The sequence below is a fragment of the Burkholderia sp. LS-044 genome, assembly GCF_004803625.1.
Classification (GTDB): domain Bacteria; phylum Pseudomonadota; class Gammaproteobacteria; order Burkholderiales; family Burkholderiaceae; genus Burkholderia; species Burkholderia cepacia.
The window spans coordinates 495,104-511,205 of record NZ_SSWO01000002.1; the positions used below are offsets into that span (position 1 = coordinate 495,104).

The 16,102-nt window shown below is 67.8% G+C and carries 18 protein-coding genes; 11 read left to right on the forward strand and 7 right to left on the reverse strand.

Translation table 11 applies throughout. The features are described 5' to 3' along the window. The first annotated feature begins 152 nt into the window (after nt 1-152). Together E9536_RS07345 and E9536_RS07350 are read left to right on the forward strand one after the other, a co-directional pair. Nucleotides 153-1,283: an extracellular solute-binding protein gene (locus E9536_RS07345; protein WP_136469585.1), complete on the forward strand. Its 1,131-nt coding sequence runs from the start codon at nt 153-155 to the stop codon at nt 1,281-1,283. Continuing rightward, on the forward strand, nt 1,280-3,076 hold the full coding sequence (locus E9536_RS07350) for a GGDEF domain-containing protein (RefSeq protein WP_027791789.1): 1,797 nt from the start codon (nt 1,280-1,282) through the stop codon (nt 3,074-3,076). Before E9536_RS07345 ends, E9536_RS07350 begins: the two co-directional genes overlap by 4 nt. Before the next feature lie 100 nt (nt 3,077-3,176). On the opposite strand, the gene E9536_RS07355 is transcribed toward E9536_RS07350, so the two are convergent. The 3 genes from E9536_RS07355 to E9536_RS07365 form a co-directional block, all read right to left on the reverse strand. Beyond that, complete coding sequence (locus E9536_RS07355) at nt 3,177-3,476, reverse strand: DUF4148 domain-containing protein (protein WP_027791788.1); 300 nt, start codon at nt 3,474-3,476, stop codon at nt 3,177-3,179. Nucleotides 3,477-3,758: 282 nt separating this feature from the next. Then, nucleotides 3,759-4,013: a hypothetical protein gene (locus tag E9536_RS07360; RefSeq protein ID WP_027791787.1), complete on the reverse strand. Its 255-nt coding sequence runs from the start codon at nt 4,011-4,013 to the stop codon at nt 3,759-3,761. Nucleotides 4,014-4,068: 55 nt separating this feature from the next. Further along, complete coding sequence (locus E9536_RS07365; protein WP_136469586.1) at nt 4,069-5,394, reverse strand: D-serine ammonia-lyase; 1,326 nt, start codon at nt 5,392-5,394, stop codon at nt 4,069-4,071. Nucleotides 5,395-5,503: 109 nt separating this feature from the next. Here E9536_RS07365 and E9536_RS07370 point away from each other — a divergent pair, with 109 nt between their 5' ends. Further along, a complete protein-coding gene (locus E9536_RS07370; protein ID WP_136469587.1) occupies nt 5,504-6,454 on the forward strand; it encodes a LysR substrate-binding domain-containing protein in 951 nt (316 codons plus the stop codon). A 366-nt stretch (nt 6,455-6,820) separates the two neighbouring features. Here E9536_RS07370 and E9536_RS07375 read toward each other — a convergent pair whose 3' ends face one another. Beyond that, nucleotides 6,821-7,669, reverse strand: a complete 849-nt coding sequence (locus E9536_RS07375; RefSeq protein WP_136469588.1) for a sulfite exporter TauE/SafE family protein — start codon at nt 7,667-7,669, stop codon at nt 6,821-6,823. Between the two features lie 318 nt (nt 7,670-7,987). Between E9536_RS07375 and E9536_RS07380 the strand changes: the two genes are divergently transcribed. Beyond that, nucleotides 7,988-8,884 carry a LysR family transcriptional regulator gene (locus tag E9536_RS07380; protein WP_060207149.1) on the forward strand — a complete coding sequence of 299 codons (897 nt, stop codon included), beginning with the start codon at nt 7,988-7,990 and terminating at the stop codon, nt 8,882-8,884. A gap of 123 nt (nt 8,885-9,007) precedes the next feature. Continuing rightward, complete coding sequence (locus E9536_RS07385; RefSeq protein WP_059697771.1) at nt 9,008-9,640, forward strand: LysE family translocator; 633 nt, start codon at nt 9,008-9,010, stop codon at nt 9,638-9,640. Nucleotides 9,641-9,716: 76 nt separating this feature from the next. Here E9536_RS07385 and yddG read toward each other — a convergent pair whose 3' ends face one another. Both yddG and E9536_RS07395 read right to left on the reverse strand, forming a co-directional pair. After that, nucleotides 9,717-10,661, reverse strand: a complete 945-nt coding sequence (gene yddG / locus E9536_RS07390) for an aromatic amino acid DMT transporter YddG (protein WP_136469589.1) — start codon at nt 10,659-10,661, stop codon at nt 9,717-9,719. After that, on the reverse strand, nt 10,645-10,884 hold the full coding sequence (locus E9536_RS07395; RefSeq protein WP_136469590.1) for a hypothetical protein: 240 nt from the start codon (nt 10,882-10,884) through the stop codon (nt 10,645-10,647). Before E9536_RS07395 ends, yddG begins: the two co-directional genes overlap by 17 nt. 175 nt (nt 10,885-11,059) lie before the next feature. On the opposite strand from E9536_RS07395, the gene E9536_RS07400 reads away from it, so the two are divergent. Then, complete coding sequence (locus E9536_RS07400) at nt 11,060-11,455, forward strand: hypothetical protein (protein WP_136469591.1); 396 nt, start codon at nt 11,060-11,062, stop codon at nt 11,453-11,455. Continuing rightward, nucleotides 11,449-11,670, forward strand: coding sequence for a hypothetical protein (locus E9536_RS07405; protein ID WP_136469592.1), 222 nt, complete (start codon nt 11,449-11,451; stop codon nt 11,668-11,670). Before E9536_RS07400 ends, E9536_RS07405 begins: the two co-directional genes overlap by 7 nt. A 66-nt stretch (nt 11,671-11,736) precedes the next feature. Here E9536_RS07405 and E9536_RS07410 read toward each other — a convergent pair whose 3' ends face one another. Then, nucleotides 11,737-13,422, reverse strand: a complete 1,686-nt coding sequence (locus E9536_RS07410; RefSeq protein WP_136469593.1) for a metallophosphoesterase family protein — start codon at nt 13,420-13,422, stop codon at nt 11,737-11,739. A gap of 322 nt (nt 13,423-13,744) precedes the next feature. Here E9536_RS07410 and E9536_RS07420 point away from each other — a divergent pair, with 322 nt between their 5' ends. From E9536_RS07420 to E9536_RS07435, 4 genes are all read left to right on the forward strand, one after another. Then, the gene (locus E9536_RS07420) at nt 13,745-14,044 is read left to right on the forward strand and encodes a YXWGXW repeat-containing protein (protein WP_027791779.1); all 300 of its coding nucleotides are present in this window, start codon (nt 13,745-13,747) and stop codon (nt 14,042-14,044) included. 250 nt (nt 14,045-14,294) lie between these two features. After that, nucleotides 14,295-15,059, forward strand: coding sequence for an RNA polymerase sigma factor (locus tag E9536_RS07425; RefSeq protein WP_136469594.1), 765 nt, complete (start codon nt 14,295-14,297; stop codon nt 15,057-15,059). Beyond that, entirely contained in the window at nt 15,056-15,472 is a 417-nt protein-coding gene (locus E9536_RS07430) for a hypothetical protein (RefSeq protein ID WP_027791777.1), read from the forward strand. Before E9536_RS07425 ends, E9536_RS07430 begins: the two co-directional genes overlap by 4 nt. Continuing rightward, a complete protein-coding gene (locus tag E9536_RS07435) occupies nt 15,469-15,972 on the forward strand; it encodes a periplasmic heavy metal sensor (RefSeq protein WP_136469595.1) in 504 nt (167 codons plus the stop codon). Before E9536_RS07430 ends, E9536_RS07435 begins: the two co-directional genes overlap by 4 nt. The last annotated feature ends 130 nt before the right edge of the window (nt 15,973-16,102 follow it).

Sequence of the window (16,102 nt, forward strand, 5' to 3'; positions counted from 1 at the left end):
CCCGACGGCGTTTCATGCGTGTGCGGCGATGTGCCGGCGAAGCGGCGCCGTCGTCGCCGCGCACGCGCTGCGTGCGGCTTCTGCCGATTGCGCGGCGATGCGTTTTATGGTCTCGTTGCGGGATATCGCATCGACTCGAAAAAGGACGTCGAATGCAGCCGGGCGATTCACACGGGGTCCGATTAGTCAGGGGAATCGGCGCACGTACGCGCGCCCGCGGCGCCGTGCGCAGGCTGCTCATCATATTGACACTGGGCTTGCTCGCGCCCGGCCTGCCGGCTTTCGCCGCCTCTCCCGAAGCCGTCAACGACAACGTGCTGCGCGTGCTCGCATGGCCCGGTTATGCGGACAGCGATGTCGTCAGCGCATTCGAGGCGCAATTTCACGTACGCGTCGAAGTGACGTTCGTCGACTCCGACGAAGCGTTGTGGACGCGGATGCACAGCGCGGCGCCGCCGCCGTACGACGTGCTGGCCGCAAACACGGCCGAGATCCAGCGCTACGCGCACGAACGTCTGCTCGCGCCGATCGACCTGTCGCGCATCCCGAACCGGCGGCGGCAGTTGCCGAACTTCCAGCAACTCGCGATGATCGACGGGCTCGTGGAAGAGGGGGCTGCCCGTGCGATCCCGTTTACGTATTCGTCGATGGGGCTGATCTACGACCGCAGGCAGGTTTCCGCCGCACCGCGCTCGATGCGGGAGCTGTGGAATCCGCGCTACCGCGGCAAGGTGCTCGACTTCAACAGCGCGCAGCACAATTTTTCGTTCACGGCGCTGGCGCTCGGCTATCCCGATCCGTTCCGCCTGTCGCCCGCGCAGACGCTCGCCGTCGCGCACAAGCTGATCGACCTGCGCCGCAACCTGCTGACGTACTACACGCTTCCTGAAGAGGCGACCGCGCTGTTCGTCGAGCATCGCGCGGCGCTGATGTTCGGCAATTACGGCACGCAGCAGGTGGAACTGCTGCGGCGCGCCGGCGCGGACGTCGGCTACGTGATCCCGGACGAAGGCGCGCTCGCGTGGCTCGACTGCTGGGCCGTCACGCGCGGCGCGCAGCATCCCGAGCTCGCGTTCGCGTGGATCAACTACATGCTGGAACCGGCGATCGGCGCGCTGCTGACCGAGCGCCAGGGCCTCGCGAACACGCTCGCGCCGCCGCCGGGCCTCGACACCGGGCACCAGCATCTCGTCTGGCTCCAGCCCGTCGAGGACATCGCGCGACGCGAATCGCTGTGGAGCCGCATCGTGTCGGGCGACCGTCCGGAGCGGTTCGGAAAATGATCCGGCTCGGGCTCACATCGAAACTGTCGGTGCTGTTCGCATGCATCGGCGTGATCGCGTCCGGCACGACCGGCTATTACGCATATCGCGCGAACCGCGCGATGCTCGTGCAGGAGGCACAGCACAGCCTGCTGATGTCGACGCAACTGCTCGGGCAACGCTTCACCACCGCGCTGTCCGACGTCGCGGACGATGCGCTCGTGCTCGCGCAGATGCCGTCGTGCGCGCTGGTCTCGGGCGGCGACAACCGGGATGGCGCGTCACGCGCGCGGCTCGAGCTCGAGCAGGTGTTCTACAGCTTCATGAGAAATCACCCGGAATACCTGCAGGTTCGCCTGATCGCGCGCGGGGATTTCGGGATCGAACGCATTCGCGTCGATCGCGATGCGCACGGCATCGTCGTGCTGCCGGACAGCGCGTTCCAGGAGAAAGGACAGTTTTCCTACGTATTCGATACGCTCGCGACGGCACCGGGTCATATCTACCTGTCGCCGATCGTGATCAACCACGAGACGGGAACGCACGCGGCCGAGGGGCTGCCGATCCTGCGCGTGGGCACGCCGGTCGTCGACGCGTCGGGCCAGACGGTCGGCGCACTCGTCGTCGATGTCGAACTGTCGCGCGTGTTCGACCGGCTCGAGCGCGATCTGCCGGAAGACTACGCGGTGTATCTCGCGAACGAGTGGGGCGATTTCCTCGTGCACCCCGATCCGTCGCAGACGTTCGGCTTCGATCGCGGACGGCGCGTGCTGATGCAGGACCGCTTCGCCGTCACGCGCGCGCTGTTCGACAGCGCCCGCACGAACGTTACCCTCAACGGCCTGACCGATCCCGCCGATGCGCCGGGGCAGATGTTCGCGTTCGCGCGTACGCCGTTCGGGCACGACGAGGGCAACCGCTTCGTCGTGCTCGGGATGGGGCGCCCGCTGGCCGACGTGCTGGCGCCGGCCGGCGTGCTCGGCGAACGGATCATCCGGATGGTGCTCGTGTCGAGCCTGATGGCGGTCATCCTCGCGATCCTGTTCGCGCGTGCGATCACGCGGCCGCTGCAGACGCTCGCGCGCGCGGCGACGCACGTGTTCGACGATCCGGCCGCCGAGCAGTTGCCGGTCGGGCGCGCCGACGAGATCGGCGTGCTCGCGCGCTGTTTCGACAGCATGCGCGTCGAGATCCGCACGCAGGTCGCGATGCTGCGCGCGAAGCAGCTGGAGCTCACGCACCTCGCCGGCCACGATGCGCTGACCGCGCTGCCGAACCGCCTGCTGTTCATGGAGCAGCTCGATGCCGCGATCCGGCGTGCGGCCGCGATGCATGAGGGGCTGGCCGTGATGTTCGTCGATCTCGACCGCTTCAAGCAGATCAACGACCAGCACGGGCACTCGGCCGGCGACCGCGCGCTCGTCGCGGTCGCCAAGCGGTTGAGCCTCGTGCTGCGCGGCGGCGACATGGTCGCGCGGCTCGGCGGCGACGAATTCATCGTGCTGATTGCGGACGTGCGCTCACCGGCGGTGATCGGCGACGTCGCGTCGCGCATCCAGCTCGTGATGGCTGAAGAACTGGAGTTCGGCGACCGGCGCATGGCCGTCGGCGCGAGCATCGGCGTCAGCGAGTTTCCGGCCGACGGCGCGTCCGCCGAGGAACTGCTCGTCAAGGCCGACGCGGCGATGTACGCGGCGAAGGCGTCTGCGCAATGTGCATACGTGCGCTACCAGGAACTGGTCGGCAGCGGGAGTGCCGCCGGCGGCGGCGCGGACGAAGCGGCCGGCCGCGTCGCGTCGGGCGAAAGCCGGTGACGGCCGGCCGCACGATACGTGCGATGCAAACGCAACGAGCCCGTCGCGGGACGGGCTCGTTGATGGTGCAGGCTGCGCGCGAAGGCGCGCGGCGGCAGGCTTAGTGGCCGAAGTAGACCGAGTCGCGCGGGTTCTGCACCTTGACGACCGGTGCGCCACCCTGGACGGTCGCGGCCGGTTGCGCACCGTAGCCGCTGTTGTCGGCGCCGCGCACGCGGGCTTGCGCGGCTTCGATGTCGGCCGGGTAGTGCGGGCTCGCCTGGCTCGGCTTGTAGCCGGCTTGTTCGAGCTGAACCAGTTCGTTCTTCACTTGCGCGCGGGTGACGGTGCTTTGGGCGAATGCGCCGAACGATGCGGACAGGGCGACAGCGGCAACGACTGCGGAAACGAGCGATTTCATGATGACCTCCGATGTTTATTGGCTTTCCGCGTTCGACACCATGTCGTAAGCGGTTGATTACATCGTAGGCGCCGGTCGACCTAGGGTAAACGTGAGTTTTGGTGAAAGATCGTTGTCGCTGGAGTAATAATTCCGGGATATGCGCGTTCCGTCCCTATTCGATGTTGCCGGATTTGCAAGGGAGCGGAGCGAATGCGCGCGACGCGGATGGCGTACACGGACGGGTGCCCGACGGCGAATGCGCGGGTGGAGAGGCGGCCGACAGGCGGCGTTGCCGACGGGTCAGACGTCGTCGTCGATTTCCTTGCGTTCCCGGCGTTCCTCGTTGCCGCGCCGCGCGCGCAGGCGCTGGCGCGACAGCACGGCGATCACCTGCTGGGTCGGCGCGCCGGACGGCAGTTCGTTGCGGATGCGATCGGGCACCATGGGCAGGCCCGCGCGCTGCCGGCGCAGCGCCTTGGCGATTGCCCGGCGGCATTCGTCACCGTGGCAATCCCATTCATCGCGGATTCTCTGGCAATAACGGCATTGTTCCATCCGGACAGTCTAACGCGTCTTCGGGAACGGGGCTGGACGCACCGGCCTGAGTGGATCACGCGCCGGGCGCGGCACCGGCGAGCGCGTTTGCATGAGACTGGAAGCGGCGATGTTCTTCCGGCGGCACGAGCGAGCCGCCCGTTGCCCAGATGACGTGCGTCGCCCGGCGCAGGTCGATCGCGTGGCGATGCACGTAGTCCTTTCCGGCCGGGGAGTGCGTCAGCCAGCCGGGGCCGCCGACGGCAGCGGCGGCCGACGGCTCGAGTTCCACGCCCGTCGCGCGCCGGACCGCGAGCAACTGCGCGTAAAGCTGCGCGTCGCTGACGGTGAAGACGCCCGACAGCTGGGACGCCATCAGCGGGCTGACGAGGTGCGACGCCTGCGCGACTGCCAGGCCATCGGCCTCGGTCCGGTTGTCGAGCCCCGCGTCGTAGACGGATACGGGCTTCCCGGGGCCGGCGGCCAGCTGGACCAGCATGCACGGCGAAGCGACGGGTTCCGCGAAAAAGCAATGCACGTGCTCGCCGAACAGCGCCTTGAGACCATAGGCGATGCCGCCCGGCGCGCCGCCGACGCCGCACGGGATATGGACGAAGAGCGGATGCGCCGCATCCACGCTGCGGCCCGCCCCGGCGAGCTGCGCGGCGAGATGCCGGGCACCGGCCGCGTAGCCGAGGAACAGCATCAGCGAGCCTTCGTCGTCGACGAAGTGGCTGCGCGGCTGATGGCGTGCCTGCGAGCGTCCCGCCGCGACGGCTTGCGCGTAGTCGCCGTCATGTTCGATCACGCGAACGCCGCGTGCTCTCAGGCGCGCCTTCTTCCACGGCTTCGCGTCGGTCGACATGTGAACGACCGACTCGAACCCCAGCGCGGCGGCCATCACGCCGATGCTCAGGCCGAGATTGCCGGTGCTGCCCACGATGACGGTGTGCGCGGCAAACAGTTCGCGTGCGGCGGTCGAGGCGAGGAGCCGACGGTCGCCCGCGGGTTCGAGCAGGCCGTGTTCGATCGCGATCGACTCCGCGAGCGCGAGCACTTCGTGAAAGCCGCCGCGCGCCTTGATCGAGCCGGCGACCGGCAGTGCGTCGTCGCGCTTGATGAACCACACGCCGTGTTCGTCTTCCGGGAGCGACAAGCTGCGCTGCAGGCTGTCTGCCGGCATCAGCGGCGATTCGATTTTTCCCGCGCTCGCCGCGAGTTCGGGAAACAGCTCGGCCATCAGCGGTTCGCAGCGCGCCAGCCGTGCTTCGGCCATTGCAATGGCGTCGATCGCCGGTGCGTCGTGCGGCAGCGGGCTGCCGGCGTGGGGGTTCAGCCACAGCAGCGGGTGGCGGGATTGCAGCTTGGCTAATAGATCGGAAGGCTGGAGCGTGAAGGTCATGGATCGGTCTTGCGTCGGATGAACGGCGAATCAGGCTTGAATGCTACGATTCGAACCGGTTGCGCAAAAGCGCCGATTTCTAATGAATGCATTAGCCTGACTTATAACGATGCGACTCGATGGTTCGATCCTTGGTGCGTTGCTGTGCTTTGAAACGGCCGGCCGGTTGCTGAGCTTCACGAAGACGGCGCAGGCGTTCAACCTGACGCAAAGCGCCGTGAGCCAGCAGATCCGGAACCTGGAGGACCGGCTGGGTTACCCGCTGTTCGTGCGTCAGGCGCGCGGGCTGAAGTTGACCGAGAAGGGCGCGACCCTGCTCGGAACGATGTCGAGCGCGTTCGGCGACATCCATCGCACGCTTCAGGCGCTCGGCATGCCGGACGCGCCACTGCAGGTGAGCTGTCTGCCGTCGCTCGCGCTGCAATGGCTGATGCCGCGCCTGTCCGAATTTCATCGGCTGCAACCGGACGTGCCGGTTCGCGTGAAGGCCGAGTTTCAGGTGCTGGATCGTCAGGCCATGGAGACCGACGACATCGACGTGGCGGTGCGCTACGACCCGGTGCAATACGGGCGGCTGCATGCCGAGGCCATCCTCGACGAAATCCTGTTTCCGGTCGCCACGCCCGCGTATCTGGCGCAGCATCCGTCCTTTGCCGGCGGGGAGTCGCTGGACGGCGTCGTCCTGCTGCACGACGCGGCTCCGTGGGGCGGCGCACCCGAGTTCGTGGAGTGGCGCACGTGGCTGGACGCGGTGCGTCCCGCGTGGACGGCGCATCTTGACGGCCCGCAGTTCAATTTCTCCAGCCTGGCAATCACGGCCGCGCTGAACCATCAGGGCGTCGCGATGGGGCGCGCCGCGCTGGTACATGACGAGATCGCGAGCGGACGGCTCGTGGATGTTTTCGGCAGGCATGTGCGTGCGCCGGCGCGCTACATGCTGTTGTCACGCAATCCCGACGATCCGCGCATCACGGTTTTTTCGGACTGGCTCAAGGCCGAGTGCGCACGCTTCGATGCGGCTCGGTCACGCTTGCTTTCGAACGGAAGCCGGCACGGGTAGCCGAAGTTGCCGGATGGCCGGGTCGGAGTGCGAAGGAGTTGAGAAATGAGCGCCGCACACTACGATTTCGCGTCCGTCTCCATACGGAATGCTTGCGCACGGACGCGGCTGGCGAGCGTTACTTGAGTTGCCAGATACCCCAGATGGCGATCAACAGGCCAAGGCCGAATCCGCAGCCGAGCAACACGTAGGTTTCCATTGCAGGTCTCTGAAAGCGTGGCAGCGCCGATGCGGACATCGGCGTGCGAGCAGGACAGTCGGTGACGTATCGTTCGCATCGTCGGGCGCGGCGATACGCCGGGTCCGCGAATACTACGCTCGGCAGCTTTCAGAACGCATGCGGGATCGATGGCAATCCGCCGCCCGTCAGTGCGTGCCCGCGTGCGTGTTGTCCATCTGGGTAACGTGCGATTCGCCGTGCCGGAACACGCCCGATTTCCAGATCATCTGCGATGCCGCGACGAGCACGAAGAGCAGCACGACCATCCTGAAGCAGCGGGGCGACATCTTGTCCCGCAGCGGGCGAACGAGCCACATGCCTGCAATGGCCGGCAGGCTGGCCGCCGCCGAGATCGCGAGGTCGGCGGCGCTCGCGTGCGCGGCGCCGCTGAACGTCGTGAGCAGCGTGACGATCGACACCACGAGGATGATCGCGATCTGCTTCGTGAAGGCGCGCCCGGTCGCGCCGGACGAAATCAGGTAGGTGGCGAGCAGCGGGCCGGGAACCGACGCGATGCTTTCCATCAGCGCGGCGCCGAAGCCGAGTGTGAAGCCGACGGGTTTCTGCCACGCGGGAGGCAGGTTGAGCTTCGGCGCGGCGAGCATCAGCGTCGCGGCGACGATCAGCAGCGCGCCGGACGCCGCCTGCGCATGACCCGGATTGAGCGAGAGCAGGATCGCGACACCGACGATGTTGCCGATCACGGTGCCCGCGATCGGTGCGGCGATCTTGCGTGCCGTCGCCAGCACCTGGCCGCCTTCCAGCGCCTGCGGAATGTTGCCGAGGATGATCGGCATCGACAGCAGCAGCACCGCATGCCGGATCGGCAGGAACTGGCTGAGTATCGGCATCGCGATCAGCGGCACGCCTATGCCGGTGATCCCCTTGGCCATGCCGCCCAGCAGCAGCGCGACGGCGATGCCGGCCAGATCGAACGCGCCGAGCCCCTGCAGGCTGGAAACCAGCACACCTTCAGTCAGATTGAAATGCATCATGGAATGGCTTGTCGCGGCATATCCGGCAGCGAGCGCTGTCGAAGGAGCCCGTTGCGGCGCGTGCGTGTTGCACGCATGTGTTCTGGATCGGTTTGGCCGGGCGTCGATCGCACGGCGCCGCATCGTTGCGCGGCCGCGTCCGCAGGCAATCGACGCGCGGTTCGAGGATGCATCTTACCCGAGCGTTGCGGAGGGCATTCGGCGCGGGGCGCGGCGTGCCGTCGGTATCGTCGGCGCGATCATGTACGCGGTTCAATATAATTCATAACCGTGTATCGCCTCATGCGCGATATGCATCTACTGGAACAAGGAGACCCGATGACCCTTGCGCAGTTGCAGGCCCTGGCGGCCGTGGTCGAACTCGGCTCGCTCACGGCCGCGGCCGACCGGCTGAGCCGCAGTCAATCCGCGATCAGTCATGCGCTGACCGAGCTGGAAGACGTCACGGAGGTCAAGCTGCTCTGGCGCGACCGGCAGCCGGTCGTCCTGACGGCGGCGGGCGAACGCCTGTGGCCGCACATCCAGAACGTGGTGCGCGAAGCGCAGTTGCTGCGCCAGCAGTTCAGCCTGTCGCGCGGCAAGCTCGAAGGGAAGCTGGTGGTCGCGTCGCTGCCAAGCGTGTCGCTGGCATTCGTCGTGCCGGCACTCGAGGCGCTGAAGGAGATGCACCAGGGCGTGTCGGCGGTGCTGCTCGAAGGCACGGACAGCGAAGTCGAAGGGTGGATCGAGGACGGTACCGCCGACGTCGGCGTGGTGGCCGGCACGAAGACCTTCGCGCACACGCTGCCGCTGCTCGACGAGGACTTCGTCGCGGTGGCGGCGGATGGCATGTTCACGGGCCGCAAGAGCGTGTCGGCGAAGCAGTTGTCCGCGGCCCCGTTCATTTTCTCGAAGGCAGGATGCGGGCCGGTGATCGCGGATTACTTCGCGCGCAGCGGCACGCCGCTGCACGCCGCGTTCAACGTGGTCGAGATGCGCACCATCCTGTCGATGGCGGAGGCCGGCATGGGCGTGTCGATCGTTCCGCGCATCACGCTCACGTACACCCCGTTCGGCGGCCGCGTGCTGGCGCTTTCGCCGCGGCTGCATCGTTCCGTCCGGCTGTCGTGGAACACGTCCGGCAATGCGATCGCCGATGCGTTCGTGCGGCTCGTCGACGCGCAACGCGCGAAGGCGGCGAAGGCGATTCACGCGCGCGCGAAAAGGAGCCGGTAACGAACGGCCGGTGCGATGAAAAGCGCTCATGGGCGGCTTGCAGTTTATTCATGCTGATGGTGATCGAGATGCAATACATTGAGCGAACTCGCCCCTGACTGCTTCGCCCCGAAGGAGATTACCGTGCCGGCCTTGCCCACCTTGCTTGCATTCGGACTCGTGTCGCTCGGCATGGTGCTGACGCCCGGGCCGAACATGATCTACCTGGTGTCGCGCTCGATCTGCCAGGGCCGCCGTGCCGGGCTGGTGTCGCTCGGCGGCGTCGCGCTGGGGTTCGTCTTCTACATGGTGTGCGCGGCGCTGGGCATCACCGCGCTGGTGTTGGCCGTGCCGTATGCGTACGACGTGCTGCGCTTTGCCGGCGCGCTTTATCTGGCGTACCTGGCGTGGCAGGCGCTGAAGCCGGGCGGCCGCTCGGCGTTCCAGGTCAGGCAACTGCCGCACGATAGCCGCGCCAGGCTCTTCACGATGGGCTTCGTCACGAACCTCGCGAATCCGAAGATCGCGGTGATGTATCTGTCGCTGCTGCCGCAGTTCATTTCGCCGGGGCACGGCAGCGTGCTCGCGCAATCACTGGCGCTCGGCAGCGTGCAGATCGCGGTGAGCGTCAGCGTGAATGCGCTGATTGCCTGCATGGCCGGCGCCATCGCGGGTTTCCTGGCGGGGCGGCCGGTGTGGGCGTCGGTTCAGCGCTGGTTGATGGGCACGGTGCTGGCGGGACTCGCCGTGCGTATCGCACTGGAGTCGCGCAGCTGACGCGAGTGAGTGGCCGACGGGTTGCGGGATCGCAGGGTGCTTCCGAGTTGCATCGTGACGGACGCGCCCGGTTTCGTCAGCCCTGTCTGTTGCCCTGCGCTTCGTTGCCGACCCGCACGGGCGCGGCTTTTGCGTTGCGCCGGCCGCGCGTCGCGAGCCAGCACAGGATCGACCCGCCGCATACCATCGACGCGCCTTGCCAGAATTCGATCGACAGCGGCGCATGCAGCAGCGTCGCGGCGAGCATGGCGGCGAGTACCGGGGTGAAATACGATGCGCCGACGATGATCGTCACGTTGCCGTGCATGATGCCGGTGTTCCAGGCCGCATAGCCGAACCCCAGCGCCGATGCCGCCAGCACGATGTAGATGGCCGCTTGCAGGCTGAACGTCATGCCCCCGCCGCCTTCGACCGCGAACTTGATCCAGAGCGCGAGCGCAACCAGCATGAAGAACGGCGTGACGCCGTTCTTGCCGTCCGCGATGCGCGCCGTCACCGTGCAATAGCCGGCCCAGATCAGCGCGCCGAAGAACGCGAGGCCGTAGCTCAGTGGATTGTCCGTGACGTTGTGCAGCATGCCGGCCGGATCGAGCCCCTGGTCGCCGCCGAGGACCCGGCAGATTCCGAGCATCGACAGCAGGACGCCGGGCACGACCAGCAGGTTGGCGCGCTGCTTGTTGAACACGATTGCCGCGACCAGCGTGAAGCTCGGCCACAGATAGTTGACCATCGCGACTTCGATCGCCTGCCGGCCGTTGCTGGCATAGCCGATCGACAGCGACAGGCACACCTCGTACGAGACGAACAGCAGCCCGCCCCAGAGCAGATAGTTTTTCGGGAACCGGCTCAGGTCGGGGAAACCGACCGAGAACAGCAGAAGCACGGAGGCCACCGTATAGATCATCGCTGCGCCGCCGGTCGCGCCGAGGCTTTCGCTGACTCCACGAACGAGGGCGACCACGGAGGCCCACAACAACACCGCGCCGAGCCCGGCGAGCGTTGCCTTATTCTTGCGCTTCATGCGTCCTGCCTGTTTCAACATTCAAATTCGCTATCGGATGATTCGGTTCCGCCTGCGCGGAATCCACGGGTACGTCGATCCGGATGGTCTCGATCCCGGTGTGCTGGTCGCGCACCGGGATCGGCGTGTCACGGCCGCCGACCCCGGACGCCTCGTCGTCGCCGAACGGCGTCGTCCCGTCGTCTTCGTCGAAGCAGTTGACGGTCGCGAACGCCCCGCTCATGGCGGAGTACGAGGCGCGCAGTCTACCGCGTGTCGTCGCGCAATGGCTTGTGATGGGCGTACAACAAGTCCCCGTGCGCCATCGCGGTATAGTCGCGCGGCAGATTCGCATCGAGCAGTTGGTCCGGTTTTCGTTGAAGCCAGTCGCCCGTATCGCGCTTTCAGGGAGGGGAGCCATGAAGGAAGTGCCGTATTTCTCGCAGTGGGAATCGATGCACCTGGTTTCGCGGTTCGTGTCCCGCGAATTGCGCGCGGAGGACGACCCGTTGTGGCATCGCTCCGGCGCAAGCACGCCCGAAGAATACGCGCAGTGGAGCCCGAACATCTGCGGTATCGCGTGCCTGAAGATGCTGCTCGCATACCGATCGAACACGATCGTGCCGATGCTCGAACTGGTACGCGAGGCCGTCGGGTTCGGCGTCTACCGGCCCGAACTCGGCGACACGGGCAAGCGTCTGCATTACCGGCCCTTCGTGCACTGGGTGCGCGAGCGCTACGGATCGATGGCGATGTGGTGGAAGGGATCGATTCGGCCGCGCTCGAACCGAAGCTGCATGACGGGCACATGCTGATGGCGTCGGTGCATCCCGGCATCCGGCACGACGGCTTCGAGCCGCCGTCGCGGGGCGGGCACCTGGTGCTCGTGTTCGGCGCGAACCGCGACACCGGCGACTGGCTGTTCCACAACCCGTCCGGGTTCGACGTGCGCACGCAGCGCAACGTGGCGATGCCGCGCGCCACGTTCGACCGCTATTTCGCGAACCGCGGCATCCTGATTGCCCCATGACGTTGCGCATGCAACGAATCCCGCGCGCACGGCGTCAGGCGCCCGTCGCAACGGGCGCCTGACCGATCACCGGTCGTTGCGCTTCTTGCTCAGCTCGATCGTCTCGAACAGCGTGTAGTCGGCGGTCGGGTGCTGGTCGGCGCCCGGTGCGTGGTAGTAGCGCATCGTGATCGTCGTATGCCCGCCCGGCTTGCCCGGGTCGTGGTCGAACACGGCAATCCCGTAGCCGGTGCCCGTATCGCGACGCGCGGACCAGATCGCATCCTCGAGCGCATCGGCCGGCTGGCGCACGAACGTATTCGGCGCCGTGCCCGGCACCGGCCGGTTGGGCTTCGTGAACACCTTCGCCTGTGCAAAGCCGGTCGCCGGGTTCTCGCCGTATACGTCGAGCGGCGCGCTGGTGCCGCCGCCGCCCAGGATCAGGTGGATCGTGCCGTGGCTCGTATCGAACGTCGTGCGGTCCGGGTCGTTCGATCCGACCGGGCGCGGCTGCAGCGTCTCGACCACTTCGCCGGTCGTCGCATCGACGCCCGCGCGGTGATTGCAGCCGCGTACCGGGTAGCTGCGCTCGTAGTCGTGATCGTGGCCGCACAGCACGAGGTCGACGCCGTAACGGTCGAACAGCGGCAGCCACGCTTCGCGAATGCCCTTGTCGGAACCGTTGCCCGTCTTCGACGAACTGAGCGCGTCCTGGTGCATCTGCACGACGATCCAGTCGATGTCGTCGTCGTGCGCGGCATGACGCAGCGTGTGTTCGAGCCAGCGCGTCTGCTCGCCGTTGCTGTAGCCGCGCACGTAGAACGACGTGCCGGGCTCGATCGGCGGGCGGCCCGTGCTCGCGGCCGGCACGAGCGGCGCGGGGCCGCCGACGAACGCGGCGGCATCCTGGTACACGACGTCGTCGGCGTCGAGCGACACGAACAGCACCGAGCTCACGCGGAAGCTGTACCAGCGCCCCGGGAAGCGCGTGCCGTTCTCCGGCAGCGTATAGCGCGCGAGATACGAATCGAGCCCCTGCGGACCATTGTTGAACTCGATCTCATGGTTGCCGGGGCAGGGCATCCACGGACGATTCGCGGCCGACGTCTGGTTGTTGTTGCCGAAATCGCGCCACACCTCGGGCTGGTGCGCGGGGTTTAGGTTCGCGTAGCAGAGGTCGCCGTTCAGCAGGTGGAACAGCGGCTGGAACTGCTCGACGGCCTGCACCGCGAAGCGGCTCTGCGGCGACGACAGCACCCAGGCACCGTTCGGCGTCGCAAGGTCGCCGTAGCTCGTGAAGCGGAACGGCGCGCGGCCGCGCGGTGCGGTCGAGAAATGCGCGGAGAACGGCTGCGCGGCATTGCTGTCGTTGTCGGCCGTGATCTCGTAGCGGTAACGCGTATTCGGCTTCAGCCCGTGCACGCGCGCGTGGTACGCGAACACGGTCTCGCCGTTCAGGCCGTCGGTGTACAGGCGCTGGACGCCATGCACGGTGCGCGGCGGCTCGCCGTCGGCGACGATGCGCGCGCGCGGATTGACGGCCGACGCGAGCGACGCCCACGAGATCACGACTTCCGACGTCGGGTCGTTGCCCCACGTCAGGTGGACCTGTTCGGGCGTGCCGTCCGGGGTCGACGCGGCGGCCCGGGCTGCCGCGAGGCCACCGGCGGCGGTGGCGAGGCCGGATACGCCGGCGAGTTTCAGGAAGCCGCGGCGCGAGACGGATGCGGCGGGCTCGTTCGGCTGGATCGGGGAGTTGTCCTGGTTCGACATGGTCGGTGTTTTCGTGGATGGAGACGCGAGATGCGGAACCGCCCGGCCGTGCGTAAGCGTGGCCGGGGCGTGGGCCGGAAACGAGCGGGATCCCGGTGCCGGACATTGTCGAAGCGCAGTTTTGCCGGGTTGTGACAGCACGGCAACCCCGCGGGAGCGCCGGCGCCTGCCGAGCTTGCGGATCGGGGCATCCGGCCCGCGCCGGCGCGCGTCCGCTTCGGCCGATATTTATTTGCCGACGTCGCGACGGATTCTGATCACCTGCACCGTTTAACGCATGAACGGCCGCTTCCGGTCGATACCTGCTACGTCGGAGTCTTTCATGAAGCTTTCCATCCCGTTGCGGTTTGCCACGGCATGCGTGGCCGCGCTCGCTGCGTCCGCTGCGTTCGCGCAGGCCGTCATCGTCGCGCCTTACGCGCCGCCGCCGCCTCGCGTCGAAGTGATGCCGGCGCCGCGCGCGGGCTACGTGTGGGACCAGGGCCACTGGCACTGGCGCCAGGGCCGCTATGTCTGGATTCCAGGCCACTGGCAAGTGGTTCGCGTCGGTTATCACTGGGTGCCGGGCCACTGGGCCGCGCGCGGCCCGGCGTGGCGCTGGGTTCCGGGTCACTGGGCCTGATGCGCATGCCGCCGCACGGCACGTGGTGCCGGCGCGGCGGCGCCTTCCCGCAACGTCATGAGTCGCAGCGATGCCCTTTCGAACCGTGGTGATACTGGCAGCCGCAGCCATCGTGCTGGCCGGCTGCGTCGTGGTGCCGGCGCGTCCGGCCTATTACCGGCCCGCGCCGGTCGTCGTATATTGAGCGCGCCGGCCGCCGCTCGCGCGACCGGGCGGCCGGCATCCGATCGAACCGATCGACACGATCGCCATGCGGCCTGAAACCGATGCCGATGAAACGGACCTTGCCGATGCCGCGCGCGATGCGTGCGGCGATCCCGAACCGCCGGTGTTGCGGGGCCGGGTAATGGCGCGGCGCATGCAAGGAGAGCACGACGATGAGCTTCGGTCTGCCGGCGGGCGCATTCACGAGCGCGCCGCGGCACAGACGCGCGATGCGCTGGAGCGCCCCGCGTTGAGCGACGGCGATCCGGACGCCGCGCTGGTGGCACGGGTCGGCGCGCGCGACGCGTCGGCCGTGCGCGTGCTCGTCGCGCGCAAGCTGCCGCGGCTGCTCGCACTCGCGACGCGCATGCTCGGCGACCGCACGGAAGCCGAGGACGTCGCACAGGAGACGTTCTTGCGGATCTGGAAACAGGCGCCGGGCTGGCGTGAGGGCGAGGCACGGTTCGACACGTGGCTGCATCGTGTGGTGCTGAACCTGTGCTACGACCGCTTGCGCGGCCGCCGCGAGGAACCGGTCGACGTGTTGCCCGACGTGCCCGATCCGCAACCGGAGCCGGCCACCCGCGCGGAGACCCGCTCGCGCGACGCGCGCGTGCGGCAGGCGCTCGCGGCGTTGCCGGCGCGGCAGCGCGAAGCGCTCGTGCTCCAGTACTATCAGGACATGTCGAACGTGGAGGCGGCCGACCTGATGGGCATTACCGTCGACGCGCTGGAAAGCCTGCTCGCGCGCGCGCGGCGAAACTTGCGCGCGCAACTGGCCGGCGATTCACCTAGCGAGGACATCCGATGACACCCGAACGATTTCGTACCATCGTCGCCGCGTACGGCTCGGATGCGCGGCGCTGGCCGGACGGCGAACGCGCGGCCGCCGAGGCATGGGCCCGCGCGCATCCGGGCGACGCGTTGGCGGCGCTGGACGATGCCGCCGAACTCGACGCGTGGCTCGCCAGCGATACGGTCGCACCGCCCGCGCCGGCGCTCGTCGAGCGCATCGTCGCGACGGCGCCCGCCCCGCGGCGCACGCGGCGGCGGGGCACCGTGTGGTGGTCGGGCGCGGCATTCGCGGGCGTGGGCCTGGCCGGCGCGCTCGCGGGCGCGGTGGCCGTGTCGATGCTGATGCTCGGGAGCGTGCCGCCTGCGCACGAGCAGGGCTATCTGACAACGACGTTCGGCGGACCGAGCGTGGACTGGAGTGATGAATGAGTGAGCGTGGCTGGAAATTCGTCCTCGTCGGTTCGGTCGTGCTGAACGTATTCATGCTCGGCGCGATCGGCGGCGGCGCGTATCAGTGGTTCTCGACGCATCGCGACCTGCGGGCCGCGGGCGCGCCTGCGTCGCGCACCGCATTGCGTTTCGCCGCGGACGAGTTGCCGGACACACGCCGGCAGGAATTCGCCGCCGCGCTGAAGGCGGCACGCAAGGACGGACGCGATTTCGCGCGGGAAGGGCGCGACGACCGGATCACCGTGCTGGATCTGCTCGCCGCGCCGCAACTCGATCGCACGGCGATCGACGCCGCGCTCGACCGCACGCGCGCGGCCGATACCGCGCTGCGTGCGCAGGTGGAGCGCAGCGTCGTCGATTTCGCGGCGACGCTGACGCCGGACGAGCGCGCGAAGTTCGTCGACGGGTTGCGGCATAGCGGCAACTGGCGGTTGCCGCCGAGGTTGCAGAAGAAGCAGGGCGAGGCGGGGAGTCAGTAAGGAAACGCGGCGCGGGAGACGTGCGGCGGCGCGCCTTTCCTGCGCTGTGCAACGCCTACGCGGAACACCGGTCGGCAATGCTTTCAGGCACGCTTTCGCGAACGATCGCAACGCGACCACGGCCACGACC